At 61.6% G+C, this 23,950-nt stretch carries 22 protein-coding genes and 1 tRNA gene; 6 read left to right on the top strand and 17 right to left on the bottom strand.

The window, feature by feature from the left end; translation table 11 throughout:
* Positions 1-29: 29 nt before the first annotated feature.
* The 9 genes from AWB64_RS03065 to AWB64_RS03025 form a co-directional block, all read right to left on the bottom strand.
* Positions 30-677 carry a hypothetical protein gene (locus AWB64_RS03065; RefSeq protein ID WP_341845186.1) on the bottom strand — a complete coding sequence of 216 codons (648 nt, stop codon included), beginning with the start codon at positions 675-677 and terminating at the stop codon, positions 30-32.
* Positions 620-1,963 (bottom strand): guanine deaminase, encoded by a 1,344-nt coding sequence (gene guaD, locus AWB64_RS03060; RefSeq protein ID WP_060817113.1) that lies wholly within the window; start codon positions 1,961-1,963, stop codon positions 620-622. Before guaD ends, AWB64_RS03065 begins: the two co-directional genes overlap by 58 nt.
* A 26-nt stretch (positions 1,964-1,989) precedes the next feature.
* A complete protein-coding gene (locus tag AWB64_RS03055) occupies positions 1,990-3,351 on the bottom strand; it encodes an NCS2 family permease (RefSeq protein WP_060817200.1) in 1,362 nt (453 codons plus the stop codon).
* A gap of 14 nt (positions 3,352-3,365) precedes the next feature.
* Positions 3,366-4,394 (bottom strand): adenosine deaminase, encoded by a 1,029-nt coding sequence (locus tag AWB64_RS03050; RefSeq protein WP_060817112.1) that lies wholly within the window; start codon positions 4,392-4,394, stop codon positions 3,366-3,368.
* Positions 4,395-4,419: 25 nt separating this feature from the next.
* Positions 4,420-5,445 carry a xanthine dehydrogenase accessory protein XdhC gene (xdhC, locus tag AWB64_RS03045; protein ID WP_060817111.1) on the bottom strand — a complete coding sequence of 342 codons (1,026 nt, stop codon included), beginning with the start codon at positions 5,443-5,445 and terminating at the stop codon, positions 4,420-4,422.
* 9 nt (positions 5,446-5,454) lie between these two features.
* Positions 5,455-7,905: a xanthine dehydrogenase molybdopterin binding subunit gene (gene xdhB, locus AWB64_RS03040; RefSeq protein WP_075643225.1), complete on the bottom strand. Its 2,451-nt coding sequence runs from the start codon at positions 7,903-7,905 to the stop codon at positions 5,455-5,457.
* 67 nt (positions 7,906-7,972) lie between these two features.
* Positions 7,973-9,475 (bottom strand): xanthine dehydrogenase small subunit, encoded by a 1,503-nt coding sequence (gene xdhA, locus AWB64_RS03035; protein ID WP_060817110.1) that lies wholly within the window; start codon positions 9,473-9,475, stop codon positions 7,973-7,975.
* Between the two features lie 363 nt (positions 9,476-9,838).
* Positions 9,839-10,351 carry a disulfide bond formation protein B gene (locus tag AWB64_RS03030; protein ID WP_060817198.1) on the bottom strand — a complete coding sequence of 171 codons (513 nt, stop codon included), beginning with the start codon at positions 10,349-10,351 and terminating at the stop codon, positions 9,839-9,841.
* Positions 10,352-10,499: 148 nt separating this feature from the next.
* Positions 10,500-11,888 (bottom strand): amidase, encoded by a 1,389-nt coding sequence (locus AWB64_RS03025; RefSeq protein WP_060817109.1) that lies wholly within the window; start codon positions 11,886-11,888, stop codon positions 10,500-10,502.
* Positions 11,889-12,182: 294 nt separating this feature from the next.
* Here AWB64_RS03025 and AWB64_RS32690 point away from each other — a divergent pair, with 294 nt between their 5' ends.
* Both AWB64_RS32690 and AWB64_RS03020 read left to right on the top strand, forming a co-directional pair.
* The gene (locus AWB64_RS32690) at positions 12,183-12,434 is read left to right on the top strand and encodes a DUF4160 domain-containing protein (RefSeq protein ID WP_075643224.1); all 252 of its coding nucleotides are present in this window, start codon (positions 12,183-12,185) and stop codon (positions 12,432-12,434) included.
* On the top strand, positions 12,418-12,879 hold the full coding sequence (locus AWB64_RS03020) for a DUF2442 domain-containing protein (protein ID WP_060817108.1): 462 nt from the start codon (positions 12,418-12,420) through the stop codon (positions 12,877-12,879). The genes AWB64_RS32690 and AWB64_RS03020 overlap by 17 nt, the downstream gene beginning before the upstream one ends.
* Before the next feature lie 52 nt (positions 12,880-12,931).
* On the opposite strand, the gene AWB64_RS03015 is transcribed toward AWB64_RS03020, so the two are convergent.
* The 3 genes from AWB64_RS03015 to hemN all read right to left on the bottom strand — a co-directional run bounded on the left by AWB64_RS03015 (position 12,932) and on the right by hemN (position 18,829).
* Positions 12,932-16,147: an efflux RND transporter permease subunit gene (locus AWB64_RS03015; RefSeq protein ID WP_060817107.1), complete on the bottom strand. Its 3,216-nt coding sequence runs from the start codon at positions 16,145-16,147 to the stop codon at positions 12,932-12,934.
* A 14-nt stretch (positions 16,148-16,161) separates the two neighbouring features.
* Positions 16,162-17,334 (bottom strand): efflux RND transporter periplasmic adaptor subunit, encoded by a 1,173-nt coding sequence (locus AWB64_RS03010; RefSeq protein WP_060817106.1) that lies wholly within the window; start codon positions 17,332-17,334, stop codon positions 16,162-16,164.
* Positions 17,335-17,455: 121 nt separating this feature from the next.
* Positions 17,456-18,829: an oxygen-independent coproporphyrinogen III oxidase gene (gene hemN / locus AWB64_RS03005; protein ID WP_060817105.1), complete on the bottom strand. Its 1,374-nt coding sequence runs from the start codon at positions 18,827-18,829 to the stop codon at positions 17,456-17,458.
* Between the two features lie 137 nt (positions 18,830-18,966).
* On the opposite strand from hemN, the gene AWB64_RS03000 reads away from it, so the two are divergent.
* The 3 genes from AWB64_RS03000 (at position 18,967) to AWB64_RS02990 (ending at position 20,834) form a co-directional block, all read left to right on the top strand.
* A complete protein-coding gene (locus AWB64_RS03000; RefSeq protein ID WP_060817104.1) occupies positions 18,967-19,281 on the top strand; it encodes a YkgJ family cysteine cluster protein in 315 nt (104 codons plus the stop codon).
* A 38-nt stretch (positions 19,282-19,319) separates the two neighbouring features.
* Positions 19,320-19,919 (top strand): DUF1439 domain-containing protein, encoded by a 600-nt coding sequence (locus AWB64_RS02995; RefSeq protein WP_060817103.1) that lies wholly within the window; start codon positions 19,320-19,322, stop codon positions 19,917-19,919.
* An 81-nt stretch (positions 19,920-20,000) separates the two neighbouring features.
* Complete coding sequence (locus AWB64_RS02990) at positions 20,001-20,834, top strand: undecaprenyl-diphosphate phosphatase (RefSeq protein ID WP_060817102.1); 834 nt, start codon at positions 20,001-20,003, stop codon at positions 20,832-20,834.
* Positions 20,835-20,938: 104 nt separating this feature from the next.
* Here the strand turns inward: AWB64_RS02990 and trmB are convergent, their stop codons facing one another.
* The 5 genes from trmB to AWB64_RS02965 form a co-directional block, all read right to left on the bottom strand.
* Positions 20,939-21,694 carry a tRNA (guanosine(46)-N7)-methyltransferase TrmB gene (gene trmB / locus AWB64_RS02985; RefSeq protein WP_060817101.1) on the bottom strand — a complete coding sequence of 252 codons (756 nt, stop codon included), beginning with the start codon at positions 21,692-21,694 and terminating at the stop codon, positions 20,939-20,941.
* Between the two features lie 138 nt (positions 21,695-21,832).
* A tRNA-Gly gene (locus AWB64_RS02980) sits at positions 21,833-21,907 on the bottom strand.
* Between the two features lie 61 nt (positions 21,908-21,968).
* A complete protein-coding gene (locus AWB64_RS02975; RefSeq protein WP_060817100.1) occupies positions 21,969-22,541 on the bottom strand; it encodes a YggT family protein in 573 nt (190 codons plus the stop codon).
* 107 nt (positions 22,542-22,648) lie between these two features.
* Positions 22,649-22,969, bottom strand: a complete 321-nt coding sequence (locus AWB64_RS02970) for an EthD family reductase (protein ID WP_060817099.1) — start codon at positions 22,967-22,969, stop codon at positions 22,649-22,651.
* Positions 22,970-23,070: 101 nt separating this feature from the next.
* A complete protein-coding gene (locus AWB64_RS02965; RefSeq protein ID WP_157766576.1) occupies positions 23,071-23,598 on the bottom strand; it encodes a hypothetical protein in 528 nt (175 codons plus the stop codon).
* Here AWB64_RS02965 and AWB64_RS31845 point away from each other — a divergent pair.
* Positions 23,597-23,758 (top strand): hypothetical protein, encoded by a 162-nt coding sequence (locus AWB64_RS31845; RefSeq protein WP_167353894.1) that lies wholly within the window; start codon positions 23,597-23,599, stop codon positions 23,756-23,758. The genes AWB64_RS02965 and AWB64_RS31845 overlap by 2 nt on opposite strands.
* Positions 23,759-23,950 lie beyond the last annotated feature (192 nt).

Here is a 23,950-nt window from a genome sequence, read left to right as displayed (position 1 = left end):
TGCCGCGGCCTTTTGTATTACTTATGCCATCAATCCCGGTTACAGAAAATCGCCGTGATGAACGGCGCCACGTGATGGATGATCGCATCGCTTCCGGCGGCGCGGACCTTCTCTCTCACTGAATCTTCCCCGCCAATAACCACCGCGCCATACGCCGATTCGGCGATCGGCGCGCCGCTGCCTGTCTTGAAGATGGCGTCGTCCTTTTGGAACCCGACGACGGCGAACACGCCGAAATCGAAGGCAGTGAGATGGCTGCCGCGTGTGGGCTTGAACGCATTGATGGAGTTGGCTTCCACGCGCATGGGCGTGGCTTCGATCACGTGATCCTGCTGCAGCGGCGCGATGAACGCATGCGCGTCCGCTTTGCAATCAAGCAGGGAATCCAGCGCATAAGCGGAGGCGTGCGCGGACGTGACGGCAATCAGAACGGCCAGGCCGATCCGGACGGCGTGGCCAAGGTGTTTAACGCGTGGCTTCATGAGTAGTTTCACGACCGGTGAACAAGCGCTCGGGCGATACCAAAGGCTAAACTTTACCGGGAAGCAGGGAAACGCGCTCAATCTGCAATTTTGTCCGATCCAGCTTGTGCTTTTTAAGGCGCGTTGGCTCAGTTTGATTACGCCGCAGCCCGTTCCTCGGCGACCCCACGCCGCGCAGCCCTTCGATGCACGCATCGTCCCGCCGAATACGTTTCGAACACGGCGCGGTCATCGCCGAGCATGGCGAACGCGAACAATAGTTCTTCCAGCGATTCAGCGCGCGCAGTGCGGCGTGCGAGAAGGGGCGTGCTGGCCGGATCCAGCACCACGAAATCCGCTTCGCTGCCAGGCTTCAAGGTGCCGACCTTGTCTGCCATATCCAGCACCTGCGCCGCGCCGGTCGTCGCCAGCCAGAACATGCGCGCCGCCGTCAGATGATGACCCGCGAGCCGCGCAATCTTGTGCGCTTCGCCCATGGTTTGCAGCATCGAGAAAGACGTGCCGCCGCCTACGTCGGTTGCGAGCGCCACCGGCATTTTCGCCTGTGCCGCTTGTTCGATGTCAAACAGGCCGCTGCCAAGAAACAGATTCGATGTCGGGCAATGCGAGGCCACCGCGCCGGTTTCGGCCATGCGCTCGCGGTCGGTATCGTCGAGATGAATACAATGGCCGTAGACCGCGCGCGGGCGCAGCAGATCGTAGTGATCGTAGATGTCCAGATAACTGCGATGCCCCGGGAACAGGCTTTCGACCCACTTGATCTCGTCGGTGTTTTCGGCAACGTGGCTTTGGATATAAATGTCGCGGTGCTTTCCGGCGAGTACCGAGCAGGCTTCGAGTTGCGCTTCGGTAGAAGTCGGCGCGAAGCGTGGCGTCAGCGCGTATTCCTGGCGGCCACGGCCATGCCACCGCGCGATGAGTTCGGCGCTGTCGTCGTAACCGGACTGCGCGGTGTCACGCAAGTATTCAGGGCAATTGCGGTCCATCAGCACCTTGCCCGCAATCATGCGCAGGTTGCGCGATTCGGTTTCGCTGAAAAACGCATCGGCGGATTGCTTGTGGACCGTGCAATACACGAGCGCAGTCGTGGTGCCGCAAGCCAGCAGTTCATCGATAAAAAATCCCGCCGTCTCGCGCGCGTAAGCCGGATCTTCAAACTTGCGCTCGGTCGGAAACGTGTACGTGTTCAACCATGGCAGCAGACCCGGCGCGGGCGACGCGATCATGTCGGTCTGCGGATAGTGAATGTGCGAATCGATAAAACCTGGCACGATCAACTTGTCGCGAAGCTCCCTGACGATTGCATCCGGCGCCATGCGCGAGCGCAGCGCCGCATACGCGCCCGCCGCCACCACGCGGCCATCTTCCACCAGCAACAGGCCGTCGGTTTCATGCACGGCGTTGCTGTCGGAGAAAGCGGGGTCGCCGCGGAACGTGAGAAGCTGCGCGCGGTAGGCGGTTTGGCGGCTGGGCGAAAGCATGGTTGAAACGTCTCCAGTAAAGCTTGTTATAGCTGTGTCAAAAGCAGCAGCGAGAGCGCGGCGACAATCCACATCGCCGGCTTGATTTCTTTTCTGCGGCCCGTGAAGAACTTGATCACGACAAACGCGAGAAAACCGTACGCAATGCCGTCCGTGATCGAGTAGGTCAGCGGGATCAGGATCATGGCGAGGAAAGCGGGAATGGCCTCGTCGAAACGGCCCCATTCGATCTTCGTGATCGATTCCATCATGAACACGCCAACGAGCACGAGCGCTGGCGCCGTCGCGATTGCGGGCACAAGCGAAAGCAGCGGCGAGAGGAACAGGAAAGGCAGGAAACACAATCCCGCGACGACCGCCACGAGCCCGGTGCGTCCGCCGGCCGAAATCCCCGCCGCCGATTCAATGTAGGCGTTCGCCGGACTCGTGCCGAGCGGCGCGGAAATAAGGGCGGAGAACGAATCGACCATCATCGACTCGCGGATATTGCGCGGGTTGCCGTCTTTATCGTAGAGCTTGCCGGCTTCCGAGATCGCCATGAAGGTCGAGAGCGCGTCGAAGAACGACGTGAACAGCATCACGAAGATGAACGGCCAGTAGATCACCTTCAGCGAGCCGAAAATATCGAGTTGACCGAGCGCGGAGAAGTCCGGCGCGGAAAACAGGCCGTTCCAGTTCACGAGGGTTTTCGTGGCGATGGCGGCGGGCCAGTAAGCGGTGCCGTCGCCCCAGAAGCGGCCGATGGGAATCGCGATCACGGTCGTGAAAATGATGCCGAGCATCAGAGCGCCGGTCACCTTGCGCGCCACCAGGATCGTGGTCACGGCAAGGCCGATCAGGAACGTGATGACCACCGGATTGAGCGATGCCGAATGCACGATCGTGACCGGATCGCCAACCACGAACTTCGCGTTGACCAGGCCGATCAGGCTGATAAAAAGGCCGATGCCGCACGATACGGCGTGGCGCAGGTTCGCCGGAATTGCATCGACGACGAGCTTGCGCGCGTTGAACAACGCGAGGACCGCGAAGATCACGCCGGCCCAGAATACGCAGCCAAGCGCGGTTTGCCACGGCATCTTGCCGCCGTGGACCATGACGAATGTAAAGAGCGCGTTCATGCCCATGCCCGGCGCGACCAGCACGGGATTGCGCGCGTACAGGCCCATTGCGCAACTGCCGAGGAAACTGACGATCACGGTCGCCGTCAGCGCGGCAGGAAAGGGAACGCCGGCTTGCGACAGGATTCCGGGATTGACGACGATGATGTACATCGCCGTGAGAAAGGTCGTGATGCCCGCGACAATTTCGGTCTTCGTGCGCGAACCTGCCGCGCGGATGCCGAAGAAACGCTCGAGCGTGGTGGTGTCGTTTGTGATCGATGCCATGATGTTCCCGCGCGTCAGGCCGCTGCGTGCCAATAGGCATCGAGCCTGGCGACCATCGCGTCGCGTTCTGCGTCCGTCACGAACGACGCTTCCAGGCTGTTTTTAAGCAGCGTGTAGACCTCGGGATCGGTGAGATTCAACGCCTCCTGGATCGCGAAGTAGTTGGCGTTCACGTAGCCGCCGAAATACGCCGGATCGTCCGAGTTGATCATGACCGCGACGCCCTGGTCGAGCAGCGCCTTGAGCGTGTGTTTGGTCATGTCGTCGAACACACGAAGCTTCAGGTTCGACAGCGGACAGACCGTCAACGCAATGCGGGCATCGGCGAGACGGGCGACCAGCGCCGGATCTTCCATGCTGCGCACGCCGTGATCGACGCGATCCACCTTCAGCAGATCAAGCGCTTCATAAACATACGCCGGCGGTCCTTCTTCGCCCGCGTGCGCCACGAGCTTCAGACCTTTATCGCGCGCCTTCGCAAACACGCGCTCGAACTTCGACGGCGGATGACCGCGTTCCGAAGAATCCAGTCCAACGCCAATCAGCCGATGCTTGTATTGATCGAACAAAGGCAACGCTTCATCGAACGTCCTGAGCGCATCGTCTTCTGGCAGATGGCGCAGGAAACAGAGAATCAGCTTGCTCGTCAAGCCGCGTTTTTCGCCCTCGGCCAGCGCGCTTTCTATACCCGCAACCGCCGTCGCAATCGAAACGCCGCGCTCGGTGTGCGTCTGCGGATCGAAGAAAATTTCGGTGTGCGTGACATGGTCTGCGAGCGCGCGTTCCACGTACGCCATGGTCATGTCGTGGAAATCGCGCTCGTGCAGCAGCACGCTTGCGCCCGCGTAATAGATGTCGAGGAACGATTGCAGGTCGGTGAACGCGTAGGCCGCGCGCAACGCTTCAATGGAATCGTACGCAAGCGTCACGCCGTTGCGCTTCGCCAGTTCGAAAATCAGTTCGGGTTCGAGCGAACCTTCAATGTGGATGTGGAGTTCGGCCTTGGGCGCGCGGGCGATCTTGTCGGCAAGAGTGGGATTCATGTTGTTGTGCTCAAAAAGGTCTGGATCACGCGATTTGCGGATGCTGCGCGGAATTGTAGCCGCGCGCGGCGTGCTCCTCGACCTTCTGCAACAACTGGGCTGCAACGGAGACAGCAATCATTTCGGGCGCTTTATCGGCAATGCCGGGCACGCCGATGGGACAGGTCATGCGGCCAATGCGCATTGCATCGATACCGCGCGCCGCCAGCTTGCGCTCGAATTGAACCTTCTTTGTATGCGAGCCGATCATGCCGAAAAACGCAAAATCCCCGCGGTGTAGGATGCGTTCGGCAAGCGCGAGATCGAGCGCGTGGTTGTGCGTCATCACCAGGAAGTAGCTGTTGGGCTGCGCTTCGTCCACCGCCGATTCCGGCGTGCCGCTTGCGTCCATGGTGACGTTGCCGGGAAGATGATCCACCGCGGGGAAGGTCTCGTCGCGTTCATCGACCCAGACCACGCGGCACGGCAGATTCGCCAGCACCTTGACGATTGCGGCGCCCACGTGTCCCGCGCCGAACAGCACCACGGAGAATTCCCGCAACGCGATGGTTTCAGTCAGCAAGGCGCCGCTTTCGTCGAATCCCGCGCCGTCCCAGAGCAGGCAATCCTGTTCGCTCACGCCGGGCTCGGGATCGGAGAGCATCACGGCATCCGGAACAGGACCGAAGCCGACGCTGCGCACGGTCGAATGTCCCTGCGCCAGGCGCTTGTTCAGCGACGTCACCCATCCCAGATCGCCGATATCCAGCCGCTCGAACGCCAGCACAACCGAGCCGCCGCAACATTGGCCGAGGCTCGGTCCCAATGCAAAGCGTTCGAGGCGGCGCATGTGAGGACTACGTGCGCCGTCTTTCAGCACTTGCCGCGCGGTTTCAATGGCCTTCCATTCAAGATGCCCGCCGCCGATGGTGTGGCGTGCTTCGTCGCGTGTGACGAGCATCTTGGTGCCCGGTTCGCGCGGCGCCGAGCCTTGCACGCGCGCAACCGTCACCAGCACGACGGCGTCGCCGTGTGCGAGAAGGTGTTGCAGATCGTGCAGCCAGGCTTGCATTGCGCGCTCCTAGTTGACCGTGGCGGGTTGTGCGATGTCCGCGGCGACTTCGAACACTTGCTTCGATGCCTGCGCGTCCAGAGCGTTCAGAATGGATTCGGGCGTGGCGGGCGCGCGCAACGCCGGGGCATCGGTGGAATCCGGCGCGGCCGACGCAATGGCCGCGCGAATCGCCAGCAACACGGAGAAGCCGAGCAACAAGGGCGGTTCGCCCACGGCCTTCGACCGGAACACCGTCGGCTCCACGTTCTGATTCTCGAAGAGCTTCACGTTCATGGCGGCGGGAATGTCGCTTACCGAAGGAATTTTGTACGTCGATGGCGCGTGCGTCATCAGGCGGCCATCTCGGTTCCACCAGAGTTCTTCCGTGGTCAGCCATCCCATGCCTTGCACGAATCCACCTTCCACCTGACCGATATCGAGCGCGGGGTTGATCGACTGGCCTGCGTCGTGGAGGATATCCGCGCGCAGCAAACGCCATTCGCCGGTGAGCGTGTCCACGACGACTTCCGAGATTGCCGCGCCATACGCGAAGTAATAGAAGGGCTGGCCGGTCAGCGTTTTCGAATCCCAGTTGACCTTGGGCGTGGCATAGAAACCATCGGACCACAACTGCACGCGTGCAAGATATGCCGCCGCGACGAGTTGATCGAAGGGCATCCGGCCGCCGTTGGCTTCCACCACGCCGTTATGAAAACGCACGTCTTCCGCGCGTCCGCCAAGCTGTTTCGCGGCCAGTTCCGCGAGCCTTGCGCGAATGGTCAGCGCGGCGGCTTCCGCCGCCTTGCCGTTCAGGTCGCTGCCGGTCGACGCAGCCGTGGCCGATGTATTCACGATCTTCGAGGTATCGGTGGCAGTCACGCGCACTCTCGACAGCGCCACGCCCAACGCGTTCGCCACGACCTGCGCGACCTTCGTGTTGAGTCCCTGGCCCATCTCCGTGCCGCCGTGGTTCACGAGCGCCGAGCCGTCCTTGTAGACATGCACGAGCGCGCCGGCCTGATTGAGGAACGGCACGTTGAACGAAATGCCGAATTTGACCGGCGTGAACGCTATGCCGCGCTTGAGCACGGGACTGGTCGCGTTGAAGGCGGCGATTGCGTGGCGCCGCTGCACATAAGCACTCGATGCCACCAGTTCGTCGGTCAACGGCTCGAGCACGTTGTCTTCGACGGTCTGGCCGTATGGCGTCATGTTGCGATCATGGACACCGTAGTAGTTCACGCGGCGGACATCGACGGGATCGCGCTTTAATCGATGCGCGATTTCGTCCATCAGCACTTCCATCACGAGCGCGCCTTGCGGACCGCCGAAACCACGAAACGCCGTGTTCGATTGCGTGTTCGTGCGGCAGCACAACGCGGTGATATCGACGTCCTTCAGGAAATACGCGTTATCGAAGTGACAGACCGCGCGAGTCGCCACGGCGCCCGACAAATCCGCCGAATAACCCGCCCGCAACGCGATTTCCACGCGCGCGCCTTGCAGGCGGCCGTCGTTGTCGAAACCGGCTTCGTAGGTGTAGACGGCGTCGTGGCGCTTGCCGGTGATCATGAAGTCGTCGTCGCGATCGGCGCGCAGTTTCACCGGCTTGTGAAGCAAATGCGCCGCCAGCGACGCGATGCACGCAAAGATGCCCGACTGCGATTCCTTGCCGCCGAAACCGCCGCCCATCCGGCGGCATTCGCACTGGACGTTGTGCGTTGGCCAGTCGAGCATGTGCGCGACCAGATGCTGCATTTCACTCGGATGCTGCGTTGAACTGTAGAGAAGCAGTCCGTCATGTTCCTTTGGAATGGCATAGGCAATCTGCCCTTCCAGATAGAACTGTTCCTGCCCGCCGACTTCGAATTCGCCCTGGATCCGATGCGCCGCCGACGCCATTTTCCCGTCCGGATCACCGCGTTTCAGATGCAGCGGCGGCAGCACGAAGGCTTTTTTCGCCTTGGCATCGCGCGGTGTGAGGATGGCGTCGAGCGGTTCGTAGCGGATCACTTCCTCGCTTTTCGCAAGCGCCGCGGCACGGCGCGCGAGATCATGCGTTTGCGCGATAACCGCAAACACCGGCTGTCCGAGATAGTGCACCTCGTCCTGGGCGAGGATCGGGTCGTCGTGCAGCACGGGACCGCAGTTGTTCTCGCCGGGAATGTCGTCGGCGGTAAAGACCGCGATCACGCCGGGCGCGGCCAGCACGAGGTCGAGGTTGATCGAGACAATTCGCGCGTGCGCATGCCGCGAGAGGCCGAGCGCTGCGTGCAGCGTGCCGCGCACTTCGCCAATATCGTCCACGTAGGTCGCTTCGCCGCTTACGTGAAGATTCGCCGATTCGTGCGGCAAGCCGACGCCAATCGCCGCGCGCTCCGGCTTTTTCGCCGATGCCGCGTCGAAAGTTTCGCCGGTGCGCGCCGTGATTTCGCTGTCGGCGGCGCTGTCGAGAAGGGGATCGGTACGCTTGTTCATCGCGTGGTCCTTGGGGCTTTTTGTGCAGCGTTTATGCGGCTTGCGGCGCTGATGAAGATCATGCGGCTCATTGCACGTCGAACGCGAACGCGTTGACGTCGTGAAGGGCGAGCGGCTCGTGCGCGCGCGTCTCGAGGAAAAAACGCCGCAGCACGTTGCGCGCCACCTTGCTTCTGTACGCGCTCGACGCGCGCATGTCGGTGAGCGGCTGGTAGTCGATGTCGAGCGCGCGCATGGCGGCCTCGACGTTCTCCTCGTTCCACTCCTGGTTCAACAAAACGGCTTCCGCATTCGATGCCCGCTTCGGCGTCGCCGCCATGCCGCCGAAGGCAAATCGCGCGGCGCTCACGCGGGTTCCATCGAGCGTTATGGCGAACGCCGCACACACGGCCGAGATGTCGGAGTCGTAGCGCTTGGAGACCTTGTAGGTCCGGAAATGCAAGTTCGCCGATGGCAGCGGCACACGAATCGCCGCCACGAATTCACCCGGTTCCAGCGCGGATTTCTGGTAGCCGAGGTAGAACTTGTCGAGCGGCATGCTGCGCGTCCTGGCGGCGCGTTGCAGCACGATTTCGGCATCGAGCGCGATCAGCGCGGGCATGGAATCTCCAATGGGCGAGCCGTTCGCCACATTGCCGCCGAGCGTGCCGGCGTTGCGGATCGGCCGCGACGCAAAGCGCGTCCACAACTCGGCGAGTTCCGGATAAACAGCCGAGAGCGCGCCGTAAGCGTCTTCCAGCGACGCCGCCGCGCCAATGGTCAGCCACTGTGCATCGCGGGTAAGCGACTTGAGCTCGGCCACATTGCCGATAAAAAGAATATCGCCGAGATTGCGGAATTGCTTGGTGACCCAGAGGCCCACGTCCGTGCTTCCCGCGAGAATCCGCGCGTCCGGGTGCTCGGCGCGCAGCCGCGCGAACTCCGTGAGCGTTACCGGCGCGAAGAACGTCGGACGGCCGAAGGCGGCGCCGCGTGCGTCGGGCGCGATGTATTCCAGCGTGTCCTTGCGTCGTATGGATTCGAGCCGATCCTTGAGCACGTCGCGATCGAGTGGTGCGCGCGGGTACTCGAACATCTTCTGCGACGCATCCACGATCGGCCGATAACCTGTGCAGCGGCAGAGATTGCCGGAGAGCGCGGCGTTGATTTCGTCGCGGGTTGGCATGCCGGCGCCGGCGGGCTGGTTCTGATAGAGCGCCCACATGGACATCACGAAGCCCGGGGTGCAGAAGCCGCATTGCGAACCGTGGCATTCGACCATGGCCTGCTGGACCGGATGCAGCGTGCCGTCCTTCGCGCGCAGATCTTCCACGGTGAAGAGCGCGCGGCCATCGAGCGTCGGCATGAACTGGATGCAGGCGTTGACGGCTTTCAGGACCGGTTGCCCGTCACCATCGAGTTCGCCGATAACCACCGTGCATGCGCCGCAGTCGCCTTCGGCGCAACCTTCCTTGGTGCCGGTACATTGATCGTGTTCACGCAGATGCTGGAGCACCGTGCGGGTGGCGGGGGCGTCGTGCACTTCGCGCAGTGCGCCGTGCTGAAAGAACCGGATGGTTTGCGTTGTCATATAGAGTCCGAGACATTGCGGATCGGGCGCGCGTTACGCGAAATCGGCGGTGAAAGTCCAGCCGAAAGAGCGCACGTGGATCGCCATCCAGAAAATAAGATATCACCGCAATATCTCGAAAATATTCCGGCGAACGTATCCAGACTATGTGACGAAGCTAATGAGAGCAGAAAGCGTGCGAGGCCACGATTGACGCGAGATGGGCGAAAGCGCCCCTGGGCCGGAGGGGATTTCTGGCCTAGACGGCCGGATGGCGTGCGCGCGCGGGATGTTCCCGGTTATACGGTGCTTTGATCGACCAAGTGCGGGAAATCGATGCTGTGTTGTTTCGGCGAAGGCTCCAACCATCGCCGAATCCCCCTTTCAGGATGCTCGCAATCTGCGCTTCGTCCACAAACTCCCGGCAACAGCCAGGAACATCACGGCAAAGGCAATCAGGCCCCACTGCGGAAGCGAGAGACCGAGAATGGGCGGGTACGGCGTTTCGCACAGTCCGGCGACCTTGAATACCTGTGGCAGCCACTGCGCGGGCGGCAGGGAATCCACCAGTGGCTGGAGTGCATCGAAGCCGCAACTGAAGCCCGGATGCGCCTGCACGTAGACGTGCCGCGCGGCCGCGACCACGCCGCCCAATGCCGAAAGCGCGACAAGCACTTCAAGCAGCGCGATGCCGCGCCAGCCTTTGAACGACGCGCCCAGCAACGCAAACACCGCGATCAGCACAAAAAAGTAGCGCTGGATGATGCAAAGCGGACAAGGATCCTCGCCTTTCACGAACTGGAGATACAGCGCCCCGCCAACCAGCCCGAGGCTTATCACGGCAAGCAAGACCAGCAGCCGCCGCTCGCGGCGAATCACGCGATCGTCTCCGTGCATGGTGAAGTGATTCAAGGAGTTATTCATATTTCCGAATTGTTCGAGAAAAAAGCACCTGAAAGTGCGCATCCGGCGACGGAATTCTATCGCGATCCTGGATTCGGGACGGTTTGCGGGGCGTTTTCAGGTGTCGGGTCGATTGCTTTGTCTACCGGGTGGTTTCAAGCACGGCTTCGACCGCACGGCCGATGGCAAGCAATGCATCGTCGCCAAGGGGCGCGCCGGCCAGCATCAGGCCGACGGGAGCGTCGCCTCGCGGATGGCAGGGCAGCGACAACGCGCAACTATCGAGGAAATTGAAGACTGACGGATTGCGCAGGATCAGCGCATTGATCCGGCCAAACGCTTCGTCGTCCTGTTCGAGCTCGGCAATGCGTGGAGGGACGACGGGCACGGTGGGGCACACGATGGCGTCGAACCGCTGCCACAACGTGCGCGCCTGATCGATCATGCCGGCGCGCGCCTGCAAGAGGTCGAGATAGTCGGCGGCGCTTGCCGGCGCGCCTTTCATGATTCGCGTGCGGACGCGGGGATCGTACTGGTCCGCATGTGCGGCAAGCAGCGGGCGGTGCCACGCGTAAGCTTCCATGGCCGCAAAGCTGAAGCGGCTGATCTCGCCCATGCGGTCGAGAGGTCCAAAACGCACGTCTTCCACCAGCGCCCCCGCTGCCGATAAATGCCCGATAGCGGCGCGATAGGCGCTGGCGACCGTCTCGTCGACGCCATCCATCACGAAGTTGGTCAGCACGCCCAGACGCACGCCGTCGAGCGGGCGGGTTGCCGGCACGACGGCGTCGCGGCCGGCCAGAATCCGGTCGACCAGCGCACAACACGCTACCGACAACCCTATCGGTCCAAACGAATCAAGCGTTGTGGATAAAGGCACGCCGCCCTGCGTGGGAACGCGCGCGGCGGTCGGTTTGAAACCGGTCAGCCCGCAGAGGGCGGCCGGGATACGGATGGATCCGCCGGTATCGGTGCCAAGCGCAATGGCGGCCATGCCGTCGGCAACCGATGCCGCCGCGCCGGAAGACGATCCGCCGGCAATGCGTTCGTCGCCAGCCACATCGCTCCGATACGGCGAACGCGGCGTTCCGTAATGCGGGTTCAGGCCCAGGCCGGAGAACGCGAATTCGCTCATGTTGGTTCGCCCGACAATCACTCCGCCTGCACGGCGCAGCCGCGCGACGGCGACTGCGTCGGCCCTGGCCGGTGGTGCGTCGGCCAGCACGCGGGAACCCGCGCGCGTGACCTGACCTTCAATGTCGAAAAGATCCTTGATCGAGACCGGAATGCCCGCTAGCGGTGAAAGGACAGTGCCCGCGCGGCGCAGCGCGTCATGAGCGTCGGCGGCTGCGCGGGCACTGTTGGCATCGACGTGGATGAAAGCCGTGGAACCTTGTCCCAAAGGGTCGGCAATGTGTTCGAGCGCCTGTTCAACGAGTTCCCGGCTGGTGGTCCTGCCGTCGCGAAGGGCTGCAGCGAGTTGCGCGAGCGGTGCGAATTGCGGCGAAGTTTGCGACGAAGTAATAGGCATGGTCGACCAGAATCAGTGGCGTGAACGGGGCATCGACTGGCAACCCGCAGTGAGCCAGCCTTCCCCGAAAGTGGCTGTCATTCTAAGCCAGCCCGGTAACGAATACCCGGCTGCAATGGCCTGCTGGCCCGAAAAATGGGCACGTTAGCCATCCGGCTGATAGCGGCGGTGCAGCACGTTCCATAAGCTTTGATTACGGCCTGCCGTGCGGTTGTCTGCAGGTAGAAAACAACAGTGCCAAAAAACCTAAGCGCTTAGGTTTACTTGAGCGCTGCTAACGGATAGAGTGAACCTATGCCAACGATTTTTCGCATCGGCGCTGCCCGCGTCGTGATTTACCTCAATGATCACTTGCCTGCCCACGTACATGTGCTGGACGGGGATCAACATGCAGTTTTTAACTTGCAATGTCCGCATGGACCGCCAGCCTTGCTCAGGAACCACGGATTTTCACAGACCGCTGCCAACACCTTCGCCCGCCGGATGCAAAACGTAGTCGGCTCGCTGTGCACTGAATGGAAGACGCTTCATGACTGCTTTAGTTGAAATCACCGAACGCGAGATGCGCGAAGCCGAAGAGCGCTCGCGCAAGTACGTCGCCGAGAATCCGGTGGCGCTGGCCGCAATATTTCGTCCAGAAGATGGGCGGCTTTCCATCGAACTGTCGAACGGCGCATCATTTGCCATTCCGGCCCGGTTGATTCAGGGCCTGGAAAACGCGTCGAATGACGACCTGGAGTTGATCGAGATCACGGGTTCGGGCACGGGCCTGTATTTCCCCGCCGTTGACACCGATATCCTCGTTCTTCCGCTGCTCGCGGGCGTGCTTGGATCCCGATCGTTCATGGCGAGGCGAATGGGCAAGGCCGGCGGTGCCAGCCGCAGCGCTGTGAAGGCGGAAGCCGCAAGAGCGAACGGCGCTCGCGGCGGGCGCCCGCGCAAGGCCGTTACGGGGAGCGAGGAAGCGAGTTTGATCCGGGAGAAAAAATAGCCGTCGCGCATGCGGCCGGGGTCGAGCCGCCATGGGGATTTTCTACCCGCGCTTACAGCAATCGGTCGGCATCGCGTGGACGTTCGAGCGTCCCGGCATTCGCTGTGGAATTGCCGTTGCGCCGCCATTTCCTCGATACCCACACGCCGAAGTCATCAAGGACCGTGTACACCACGGGCACGACAACCAGCGTCAGCAGCGACGAAGTAATCACGCCGCCGATCACGGTCTGGCCAAGCGGCCCACGCTGTTCGCCGCCTTCGCCCAGACCGAGCGCGAGCGGCAGCATGCCGAAGATCATTGCGAGCGTGGTCATCAGGATTGGCCGCAGACGCACGCGCGCGGCCTCAAGCAGCGCGTCGCGGCGGGTCATGGCGTAACTCATGGCGTGACCTTGGCCGGAAGCATCGAGCAAGCTTCCTCGCCGCGCCTGATTCGCGAAGTCGATGAGCAAGATCGCGTTCTTCGTGACGAGCCCCATCAGCATGATGAAGCCGATGATCGAAAACATGTTCAGGGTGCTACCGAACAGCAGCAGCGCGGCTAGCACGCCTATCAGCGTCAGCGGCAAGGACGCCATGATCGCAAGCGGCTGCAGGAAGCTGCCGAATTGCGAGGCGAGGATCATGTAAATGAAGATGACGGCGAGCGCCAGCGCCTGGACCGCGTAGATGAACGACTCGTTCATGCTCTTTGTGGAGCCGCCGAAGCGGTATCGGTAGCCGGCTGGAAGATGCATGTCGTCGAGCGTCTTCTTGACGTCCGCGGCGACCTCGCCCGGCGAGCGTCCCGTCACGTTCGCGGAGATTTCCACTTCCCGCGACAGATCCCGTCGGCTGATCACATCCGGCCCGGTGGTTTCAGCGATTGCGGCAACCTGGCGCAACGGCACGAGCAGCGGCGCGCCGTTGGCGTCGGTGCGGCTAGTGGCGATCATGAGCCTCGACAAGTCGTCAACATTGCGCCGTTCAGCCGATGGCAACCGCACGCTCACGTCGTAATCCTGATCGTCCGGCGCGCGCCATGTGCTGATGGCGTCGCCCGAAAGCAGCGGGCGCAGCGCCTGACCGATTTCCGCCACGCCTACGCCCAAGTCCGAGGCGAGTTCGCGCCGTACGTCGATGGCGACAATCGGCTTGTCGTCTTTCAGGCTCGCGTCAAGGTCCACAAGGCCGGGAATTTTCAGCAGGCGTTGTTGCGCGTCGGCCGAAAGACGGCGCAACTCGTCGAGGTTGTCACCCTGAAGACTGAACTGGACGGCTTTGGCTGAGCCCGCGCCGTCGGACATGCCGATTTCGGTCACGACAATGCCCGCGACGCTCTTCAACCGTTCACGAAACACCTGGTTCAATTCCTGCACGCCCCGCGTGCGATCGCGCCGTTCCTTCAAGTGCACGGTGATCAGCGCGTTGTTCTTGCCCTGTGCGTTGCCCGAGTTGATGGTGGCGTAGCTGTAACGGACTTCCGGGTACTGCGCGAGCACGGTTTCGACTTGCCGGACCTTTTCGGCGGTCGCTTCCAGCGACGTTCCCACAGGCGTATTCAAACCAATCTGCGTGGTGGAGAAATCGGCGTTGGGCACGAACTCCGTGCCAATCAACGGCACGAGAAAAAGGCTGCCGACAAAAGTCGCTGCCGCAACCACCAGGGTCGCGACTCGATGCCGGAGCGACCATCCGAGCAGACGTTGATAAAACCGTGCGAGCCGTTCCACGCCGTGCTCGAAATACGCGAGAAAGCGCGCCAGATATTTCGTGCCGCGGACGTGAAGCGCAGGATCGGGCCAGATCGACGAAAGCATTGGATCGAGCGTGAACGACACGAACATCGAGATCAGCACGGCGGCCGCGACCGTGACGCCGAACTGATGAAAGAACCGTCCGATAATGCCGCTCATGAACCCCACGGGCAGGAACACGGCAACGATCGAAAAAGTCGTCGCCAGCACGGCGAGTGCGATTTCCTTCGTGCCATCGAGCGCGGCGGCGCGATGATCCGCGCCAAGCTGAACATGCCGGACAATGTTCTCGCGCACCACGATTGCGTCGTCGATCAGCAGTCCCACGCACAGCGACAACGCCATCAGCGTGATCACGTTGATCGTGAATCCGGCCATGTACATGAACGCGAAGGTGCCGATCAGCGCAATCGGCAACGTAAGGCCGGTGATCACGGTGCTGCGCCAGGAGCCGAGGAACAGGAACACGATCGCGATGGTGAGCAGCGCGCCTTCGAGCAACGTGCCCTTGACCTCGCTCACGCTGTTTTCGATTTCGCGCGACGAATCGTCGGTAATGTCGAGCTTCACGCCCGGCGGCACGGACTTTTGCAGCGCCTCGACTTCGGCGCGAATGCCGCTGGCGACGTCGACGGTGTTCTCCCCCTGCGCCTTGATCACCGATAAAAACAGCGCCCGGTTTCCGTTGAGCAGCGCCATGCTGTCGGGTTCTTCCTGCCCGTCGACGACTTGCGCGACCTGATCGAGCGTGACGGCGTGCCCCGCATTCGACGCGCCGCGACGCGCGACGATGATCCGCTTGAAATCATCGGGCGTCTGGAAACGGCCTTTCACCTGCACGGTTTGCTCGATACCCGCCGATGTCAGCGGCCCCGCCGGGATTTCCTGGTTCTCGTTCTGCACGGCGCGTATCACCTGATCCACGCCAACGGAAAGCGCCTGCAGCCGGTCGGGACTGACATCTATGCGAACTTGCCGCTTCACACCTCCCACAATGCTCACCGATCCCACGCCGCGCACCGTTTCCAGGCGCTTGCGCACGATCTGGTCTGCGGTGGTCGTGAGATCGCGCGTGCTCAGCGACGAACCCGGCGCGTTCGAAACCGCGACGGTGACAATCGGCATATCGGCCGGGTCGTAGCGCAACACGCGCGGTTCCTTCACGCCGTCACGCAGATCGGGCCGGATCAGCGCCACTTTATCGCGCACGTCCTGCGCCGCCTGCATCACGTTCACCGACAGGTCGAACTGGACGATCACGACCGACAGCGCATCGTACGAATGCGACGAGATTTCATCGATACCGCTGATCGTGTTGACCGCTTCTTCGACCTTGCGCGTGACGTCGGACTCGACCGATTCCGGCGATGCCCCCGGATACGCCGTCTGCACGACAACCACAGGAAACGTGATGTCGGGGAACTGATCCACCTTTAGCCGCTGATACGAAAACAGGCCGATCACGAGAAACGCCGCCATCATCATGGCGGCGAAAACCGGATTGTTGATGCTGATTCGCGTGAACCACATGATCCGCGGCCCCGCTATCTGGAAGTGACGGGTGACGACGCGGCGTTCACGCCGGCGCCCACCAGACGCACCGCGCTGCCAACACGCAAAGCGCCGAGATTGTTCTTCACAACCTGCTGGCCTTCGCCAAGCGGCGCATTCACGAGTTCGGTCCAGCTTGAGCCTCCAGCGTCGCCGGTCGCGCCGGTTGTCACGGGAACCTCGACCAGCTTGCCGTTCGTTATTGCATAGACGCTGTGGCGCGGGCCGTCCGTGCGAACGGACGTCGCCGGCACGACCACCGCATTCGCCGTGCTGCCGACAATCACGCTGCCAGTTCCAAACATGCCGATGCGCAAGGTCGATTGCGGATTTGCCACGCGGACGTAGATCATGATCGAGCGCGAGCCGGCTTGCGCGGCCGGATTGATACGGGTGACGGTGGCGTTGACGGGAGAATCGATTCCATCGAAACGAAGCAGCACCGGCTGGCCGATCCGCACGCGTCCGATCTCGCCCACCGGCACGGGTGCTTCGAGTTCGAGCTGGGTCAGGTCGACAATATCGAAAAGCTTGGCGTCGACCGCCACGTGTTCGCCCGGTTCCACGTTACGCGACGCAATCTGGCCGCCGAACGGCGCGCGCACGATGGTGTCCGCCACCGACAGGTTCGACGACGACAACGCCGCGCGCGCCGCGGCCAGATTCGCCGCGGCGATGGCGTACTGGCTTTGGGCGGTATCGAAGGCATTTTTCGAGATGAAGCCTTTTTCCACAAGCACGCGATTGTTTTCCAGCGTCTGTTTCGCGATGTCGAGTTGTCCGGCCATCGCGGCCATTTGTCCGCGCGACTGGTCGGCACGCGCGGCGTAATCGCGGGCATCGATCGTGGTCAGGATTTGTCCGGCCTTGACCGTATCGCCTTCTCGCGCGCGGACATCGAGCGCCGAGCCGGCGACTTTCGCTTTCACTGCCGCCTGCGTGACCGCGCGCAGCGAGCCGGTGAGCGGCAGTGTTTCGGACAGCGTATGGCGGGCGACGGCAGTGAGATCGTCCTGCGTGAATTCGATGACCGGTTCATTGGCCGAAGAAGGAGCCGGTGCGTTGGCTGTTGCGCGTTTGCGCAGCGAATGCACGACGCCAATCGCCAGCAGGATGACGATAACGATAGCCGCAATAACGCTTGCCCGTTTTCTAGATAAATGCATTGCCTGCCTGTGGAACGTGGAGCACGCCGCACGATAGCGCGTTTCACGGCGACGGGCGGCAAAGCTGCCAAAGGTATCGCGAGCAGGCGGGCGCTGCAAGCGCGGCCAGGTTCAGATCAAATCAGATTGTTCTTGAGAAACGCCGCTCGGCGTTTCCGGCGAGATAGCGATCGAAGATCATCGCCACGTTGCGCACCAGCATGCGTCCGTCGGCAAGCACGTTGATGCCGGTACGCGTCACTTCTACCAGTCCGTCGGCTTCGAGCAGTTTCAGCCGTTCCAGTTCACTTGCGAACGCCACGGGAAACCGGATGCCATACACCGCCTCGATGGCGTCGAAGCGCAACGAAAACTGGCACATCAGTTGAGCGATGATGTCGCGCCGCATGCGGTCGTCGGCGCCAAGCCGCACACCGCGCGCAATTGCCAGCTCGCCCCGGTCGATTGCCGCCGCGTATCCGGCCATGTCCTTGGCGTTCTGCGCATAAACATCGCCGACTTTGCCGATGGACGAAACGCCCAGGCCAATCAAGTCGCAATCCGCCTGCGTGCTGTAGCCCTGGAAGTTGCGCTGAAGTGTCCCGGCACGCTGGGCAATCGCGAGTTCATCGGTGGGAAGCGCGAAGTGATCCATTCCGATATACACGTAACCCGCCCCGGTCAGCTTCTCGATAACCCGTTCGAGTATCGCAAGACGCACGGCGGGCGAGGGCAGCGCGGTTTCATCGATATGCCGCTGCATCTTGAAAAGACTCGGCATATGCGCGTAGCCGAATACGGACAGCCGGTCCGGAGCCAGGCCGATAATCGTATCGAGCGTGCGGCTGAAGCTCTCCACGCTTTGATGCGGTAATCCGTAGATCAGGTCCACGCTGACCGACTTGAATTGCTCCGCTCGAGCCGCCGACATTACCGCTTCGGTCATCTCGAACGGCTGCACGCGATTGACCGCTTGCTGCACGCGCAGGTCGAAATCCTGCACGCCGAAGCTCAACCGGTTGAAGCCCAGTTCCCGCAATACGCCAATGGTTTCCGCCGACGCCTCGCGCGGATCGATTTCGATGGAATACTCGGCTTGCGCGTCCGGAAGGAGCCGGAACGATTCGCCGGTCGCGACCATCAGCTCGGTCATTTCCTCGTGCGATAAAAACGTCGGCGTGCCGCCGCCCCAATGCAATTGCGAGATGGGACGGGCTGTATCGAAACACGCTGCCTGCAAGGCAATTTCACGTTTTAGCCGATCAAGATACGGCCGCGCGTGTCCGCGGTTTTTCGTTGCTATCTTGTTGCAGCCGCAATAGAAACACACCGTGTCGCAGAAGGGGATATGGAAGTACAGCGAAAGATCTGCCGATGCCGCGTCCTTGTCCGCCGCCGCCCGTAGATAATGATCGCGATCGAAGGATTCGGTGAACTGAACGGCGGTCGGATACGACGTGTAGCGCGGCCCGGCCGCGTCATATTTCGTGAGCAGATCGGGGCGAAAGAGGGACATTGCTGACAGGCCATGAATAGATCGTTCGAGTCTAGCCGACAAATTTCCACGATTCTTGCGTGATAACGCCGCAGCCGCGTGGCTTGACACGCGGTGGCACAATGCAGGGTTACATGTATTGAAAAGCCGCCCGACCCATGGCCGTTGTCCCCAATCCGATCAGGTCCGTCCATGCCTGCCGCGAAGCGTGCGGCGCGTGCTGTATCGCGCCGTCCATCTCGAGCGCGATTCCCGGCATGCCCAACGGCAAGCCGGCGGGTGTGCGCTGCGTGCAACTCGGAGAGGATTTGCGCTGCGCGATTTTCGGCGATCCGCTGCGGCCGGCGTGTTGCTCGGGCCTCAAGCCATCGGAGCCAATGTGCGGAAACACCCGTGACCACGCGCTCGCCTGGCTCAAGCAGCTTGAATTCGATACGAAACCCGCACAACCCGCGCAACCCGAGCGCGCCTGAATGGTCGAATGCTCATTCAAGTTACTGGAGAATCTCGCATGACTCAAGCCGTTGCGCCGAAGCGGCGCCGGTTCCTGCTCGCGGCTTTGGGCGGAGCAAGCGCGGTGGCGTTGGGAACGCAAAGAGTGACCCCTGCGCGCGCTGCATCCATATTCCCGTTCATTCCGGATCACTACACGTTCAGCCGGGCAGAAGTCCAGGACGCCGTGCAGCGCAAGTTTCCGTTTCAACGCACGGCATCGCAGATTTTCGATGTCACGCTGGCCAATCCGCTGGTCGGCCTCGCGCCGGACCGCAACCGCATTACCGTGCGAGTCGACGCGCGTCTGGCAACGCCTTTCATGCCAAATCCGGTGACGGGCGTCTTTACGCTGTCGAGTCAGCTTGCTTACGACGCCGCCAGTCATTCGGTCATCCTGATGTCGCCGACAGTCGACGACAGCCAGGTAACGGGCGACGCCGCGCAGTACAACCAGCAGATCAACGCGGCGGGCGCGGTCATCGCGACGCAGTTTCTGGATCGTTACCCTATCTACACGTTCAAGCCCGAACAGTTGCAGTTTGCCGGAGTGAATTACGAACCCGGTACAATCACCGTCCTTACAAACGGCATACGCGTGCAGATCGTCGAAAAGTAGCATTTTTTCGATGCAAGTCCGCACGCGGCGCGCCGGAACGACAGGCCGGCGACGGCCGAACCATGGCAAAAGGGCGGACAGATGGACGGGATTCTATTTTGCAAGGCGCTGATTCTGGGCGTGGTGGAAGGGTTGACCGAGTTCTTGCCGGTATCGAGTACGGGACACCTGATTGTCGCGGGCAGTTTGCTCAACTTCACGAACGCGCAGGCAAAAACGTTCGACGTCGTGATCCAGTTCGGCGCGATCCTCGCCATTGTCTGGGAATACCGTCGCAAGATCGGCGCTGTCGTGGCCGGGATTCCCACGCAACCGCAAGCACGGCGGTTCACGCTCAACGTGATCATTGCGACCGTTCCGGCCATCGTGCTGGGGCTGCTGCTTGAAAAACACATCAAGGCTGTATTGTTCGCGCCGGTGCCCGTTTCGGTGGCGTTGATCGTGGGCGGGATTGTGATCTTGTGGGCCGAGGCGCGAAACCGCGAAAGGAATATCGCTCCGCGCGTGACCTCGGTCGACAACCTCAGTTACTCCGACGCGCTGAAGGTTGGCCTTGCCCAATGTTTCGCGCTCATTCCGGGCACGTCGCGCTCGGGATCGACGATTATTGGCGGAATGTTGTTCGGGCTGGAGCGCAAGGTCGCGACCGAGTTCTCATTCTTCCTCGCGATCCCGATTATTTTCGGCGCGACGCTGTATGAGCTTGCCAGGGACTGGAAGACGTTATCAGTGGATTCGCTCGGGCTCTTCCTGGTCGGATTGGTGGCGGCGTTCATCAGCGCGTTCATCTGTATCCGATGGCTGCTGCGCTATGTCGCCACGCACGATTTCACCGCGTTTGCGTGGTATCGGATCGGTTTTGGCTTGCTGATCCTGATCGTGGGGTACAGCGGCGGATTGAGCTGGGCGGAGTAAGTTCGCGCGGTTGCTTTTTGCCGACTCCAAAATGGCCGATGCAAATGAACCAGGCCGTTCCAGCGTGAGCCGGAACGGCCCGTTTTGCATTTGGCCGCGCGATATCAGCGCCGCTTGAAGACCAGATCCCACACGCCGTGGCCGAGTTTCAGGCCCCGGCGTTCGAACTTGGTTACCGGCCGATAATCGGGACGCGCCGCATAGCCCGCATCCGATGTATTTTCCAGCGCCGGTTCGGCTGATAACACTTCGAGCATTTGCTCGGCGTAGTTTTGCCAGTCGGTCGCGAGATGCAGGTAGCCGCCCGGTTTCAGCCGCGACACCAGCAGCGCGACAAACGCTGGCTGGATCAGACGGCGCTTGTGGTGACGCGCCTTGTGCCACGGGTCCGGAAAATAGATGTGGACACCGTCAAGACTTTGACCGGCGATCATCTGCTCGAGCACTTCCACGGCGTCGTGCTGGACGATCCGGATATTTGACAGCCCTTGTTCGCCGATCAGCTTGAGCAGCGCGCCCACGCCGGGTTCATGCACCTCGACGCCCAGGAAGTCATCGGCTGGGCGTGCTGCGGCGATTTCCGCTGTTGTCCCGCCCATGCCAAAGCCGATTTCAAGCACGCGCGGCGCGCTGCGGCCAAACGCGGCGTCCCAGTCGAGCGGTTGCGGCGAGAAAGGCAGGACGAAGCGCGGGCCGAAATCATCGAGCGCGCGGCGTTGTCCTGTCGATACCCGGCCCGCGCGCGTCACAAAGCTGCGGATGCGGCGGTGCGGGCGGGTTTCGGGCGTCTGCTCGACTTCGCTTGATCCCGCATTGGCTGCGTTGGCATTGTCGTGGTCTGGGGTGGGATCGTGGATCATCGGCAAGGATGGAATCTGTGGTTGAGCCGGGGCGGGACAAAGGCGGTATGGCAGTAAACGGCAGTGAACCGCAGTGAACAACCACGCCGCCTTAAATCAAAAAGCCGCCTGCGAGGGCGGCTTTTTGCATTTCATGACTGGAGCGGGCGATGGGAATCGAACCCACGTCTGTAGCTTGGGAAGCTACGGTAATGGCCATTATACGACGCCCGCAGAGACCACGATTTTACGCGGAACGGCTGCGTTCCCGCAACCTTGGTTCCGCGGCGAGCTTTCAGATGCCGAACGTGGTCATCGTCACGGCAAGGCGCGTCACGATCATCAGCAGCACCTGCACGATCACGAACAGCAGGATGGGCGACAGATCGATACCGCCCATGCGCGGCAAGATGCGCCGCAACGGCTCCAGAAACGGCGCCGTGAGCTGATACAGCAGTGGCATGGCTGGCGATTGAGGATTGAGCCACGACAGCAGCGCCATCAGGATAGTCATCCAGATGATGAGATTCAGCGCCCATTTGATGACCGTGATCACCGCGACCAGCAGCAGCGTGGGAAGCAGCACCGGAAGACCCGCTGCATCGACGCCCGCGAGCAGCACCATGAGGATCAGGAATACGAGCGCAGCAATGAACGCCGCAATGATGCTCGCCAGATCAACTGACTTCGTGGCCGGCAGGATCTTGCGCAACGGCAGGACGAGCCAGTTGGTGGCCTGCATCACGGCGTTGGACACCGGGTTGTACGGCGGCATGCGGACGAACTGCATCCAGGCGCGCAGCAACAGCGCGGCGCCAAACAGCGTAAAGACAGTGTTGAGTACAAAACGGGCGATCTCGCCGAACATCTCAATTCCTTTTCGAGGCAAAAGCGCGGCGCTCGCGGCCGCGCGGGGTATCACGAGGGCAGTATAAAAGCGGCGCGGGGACACCGGCCGCATGGCGAGTCAGCCGTCTAGCTGCTCGCGCGAACTTCACTGATCTGCACAACGGGCGGATCGCCGTCGGTGTAATTCGGAATATCGTCCGTGAATGCTTTCATGTGCGGCGCGACGGCCGCCGTGAAGGCATCGACGGAATCGAACAGCAGGTGACCCGCGCCCGCATACGCAGGCTTCGAACCCGGCGCACCGCCCGCGACGCCGGCGTCCGCGGACCAGCCTTTCAATGCGCTGCCCAGCAAGCTGGCAACCCACGGCATGTGGTGCGAGCAGTAGTAATCGATGTCGAAGCGCGCATTCTCGCTGTACGGATATAAAAAGCTGACCTTGATCATTGTTTTTTCTCGTAGCTGAACGGATTGGCGTCGAAGGCGGCCGGATCCTTGGGCGTTTGTGGCCGTTTCTACACGTTTCTGTCCGGTGTCAACCCGGACATTCAAACGGGCGTTTTGGAAGCAATCGCCCGGCGCGCCTGCCGAGTCCCCCGGCGGCTTTGCCACGCGGGCGCGCCGGGCATCACGATAGCATGGCTTGAGCGCACCTTGGGATGGTTGCCGCACGCTGTGAGTCGAGCAAACGGAGTGGCAGTTCCGGTTCCCGAGCGTTCGCCGTCGCACCAATGGCGTCGTTGAGAACGGTTAAAAATACAAATATCGACATGTTGGCGACGGTCTTCGAAAAGTTCGCTTGCAGTTTCGTACTTACGCACTTTCATCGGCACGCTTGTATCGCACACGGCGCGGCGGCCGGCCCGGTTGTACACATGTGCATCGGAATGCGTAATCGCGACAAAAAGGCATGGACTTTGCTTGATCGAAAGGGTTGGATTGATTGTCGCGCGAATCCATCGCGCGATGCGCACTGGTGAACAGGCGGCGTTTCGCTCGCAGGCGACAGTCCAGGGCGCTTCACATTGGGTTCTTTGATTGCCAGTGCTGGTTTCGCAACGTTCGGGAGTCGTCATGAGTATCTTTGCTTACCGGAAACATCTTCGTTTTCTCAGCGAGACGCATCGGCGTCAGTGGTGGGATCAACGCAAAAGGCTCACACCACGCGTGCGGATCAGCGGGGCCTATGTGCCGCCCAGCGTCACGCGCGAATTCGCCTACGTAAAAGTGGGCTAGGCGACGCGGCGACGCCCACGTCGCCGATCAGGCCTAAAAAGCATTGCGCCCCGTCCGATGGTTTTCCGTCGGCGGGGCTTTGTTATTTGTGCACGTCGACAGTCAAGTGTAATCAATCATTTCTTTGGTGACATTTGGAATAAACGCTCGATGCAATGCGTAATCGGTAGAGAGCCCCGCAAATCCTTAATA

This window comes from Caballeronia sordidicola (assembly GCF_001544455.2).
Classification (GTDB): Bacteria; Pseudomonadota; Gammaproteobacteria; order Burkholderiales; family Burkholderiaceae; genus Caballeronia; species Caballeronia sordidicola.
The sequence above is the reverse complement of the archived record's forward strand: the minus strand, read 5'-3'. Positions and strand labels throughout refer to the sequence as shown.

Excerpts from the sequence above, each read along its gene's own strand:
- AWB64_RS03055 (WP_060817200.1), bottom strand. The coding sequence starts at position 3,351 with ATGGCATCGATCACAAACGACACCACCACGCTCGAGCGTTTCTTCGGC.
- AWB64_RS02970 (WP_060817099.1), bottom strand. The coding sequence starts at position 22,969 with ATGATCAAGGTCAGCTTTTTATATCCGTACAGCGAGAATGCGCGCTTC.
- xdhA (WP_060817110.1), bottom strand. The coding sequence starts at position 9,475 with ATGACAACGCAAACCATCCGGTTCTTTCAGCACGGCGCACTGCGCGAA.
- AWB64_RS32690 (WP_075643224.1), top strand. The coding sequence starts at position 12,183 with ATGCCAACGATTTTTCGCATCGGCGCTGCCCGCGTCGTGATTTACCTC.
- guaD (WP_060817113.1), bottom strand. The coding sequence starts at position 1,963 with ATGCTTTCGCCCAGCCGCCAAACCGCCTACCGCGCGCAGCTTCTCACG.
- xdhC (WP_060817111.1), bottom strand. The coding sequence starts at position 5,445 with ATGCAAGCCTGGCTGCACGATCTGCAACACCTTCTCGCACACGGCGAC.
- trmB (WP_060817101.1), bottom strand. The coding sequence starts at position 21,694 with ATGATCCACGATCCCACCCCAGACCACGACAATGCCAACGCAGCCAAT.
- hemN (WP_060817105.1), bottom strand. The coding sequence starts at position 18,829 with ATGTCCCTCTTTCGCCCCGATCTGCTCACGAAATATGACGCGGCCGGG.
- AWB64_RS03065 (WP_341845186.1), bottom strand. The coding sequence starts at position 677 with ATGCGTGCATCGAAGGGCTGCGCGGCGTGGGGTCGCCGAGGAACGGGC.
- AWB64_RS31845 (WP_167353894.1), top strand. The coding sequence starts at position 23,597 with ATGAGTATCTTTGCTTACCGGAAACATCTTCGTTTTCTCAGCGAGACG.
- AWB64_RS03020 (WP_060817108.1), top strand. The coding sequence starts at position 12,418 with ATGACTGCTTTAGTTGAAATCACCGAACGCGAGATGCGCGAAGCCGAA.
- AWB64_RS03050 (WP_060817112.1), bottom strand. The coding sequence starts at position 4,394 with ATGAATCCCACTCTTGCCGACAAGATCGCCCGCGCGCCCAAGGCCGAA.
- AWB64_RS02965 (WP_157766576.1), bottom strand. The coding sequence starts at position 23,598 with ATGACGACTCCCGAACGTTGCGAAACCAGCACTGGCAATCAAAGAACC.
- AWB64_RS03030 (WP_060817198.1), bottom strand. The coding sequence starts at position 10,351 with ATGCACGGAGACGATCGCGTGATTCGCCGCGAGCGGCGGCTGCTGGTC.
- AWB64_RS02975 (WP_060817100.1), bottom strand. The coding sequence starts at position 22,541 with ATGTTCGGCGAGATCGCCCGTTTTGTACTCAACACTGTCTTTACGCTG.
- AWB64_RS03000 (WP_060817104.1), top strand. The coding sequence starts at position 18,967 with ATGGCCGTTGTCCCCAATCCGATCAGGTCCGTCCATGCCTGCCGCGAA.
- xdhB (WP_075643225.1), bottom strand. The coding sequence starts at position 7,905 with ATGAACAAGCGTACCGATCCCCTTCTCGACAGCGCCGCCGACAGCGAA.
- AWB64_RS02990 (WP_060817102.1), top strand. The coding sequence starts at position 20,001 with ATGGACGGGATTCTATTTTGCAAGGCGCTGATTCTGGGCGTGGTGGAA.
- AWB64_RS03025 (WP_060817109.1), bottom strand. The coding sequence starts at position 11,888 with ATGCCTATTACTTCGTCGCAAACTTCGCCGCAATTCGCACCGCTCGCG.
- AWB64_RS02995 (WP_060817103.1), top strand. The coding sequence starts at position 19,320 with ATGACTCAAGCCGTTGCGCCGAAGCGGCGCCGGTTCCTGCTCGCGGCT.
- AWB64_RS03010 (WP_060817106.1), bottom strand. The coding sequence starts at position 17,334 with ATGCATTTATCTAGAAAACGGGCAAGCGTTATTGCGGCTATCGTTATC.
- AWB64_RS03015 (WP_060817107.1), bottom strand. The coding sequence starts at position 16,147 with ATGTGGTTCACGCGAATCAGCATCAACAATCCGGTTTTCGCCGCCATG.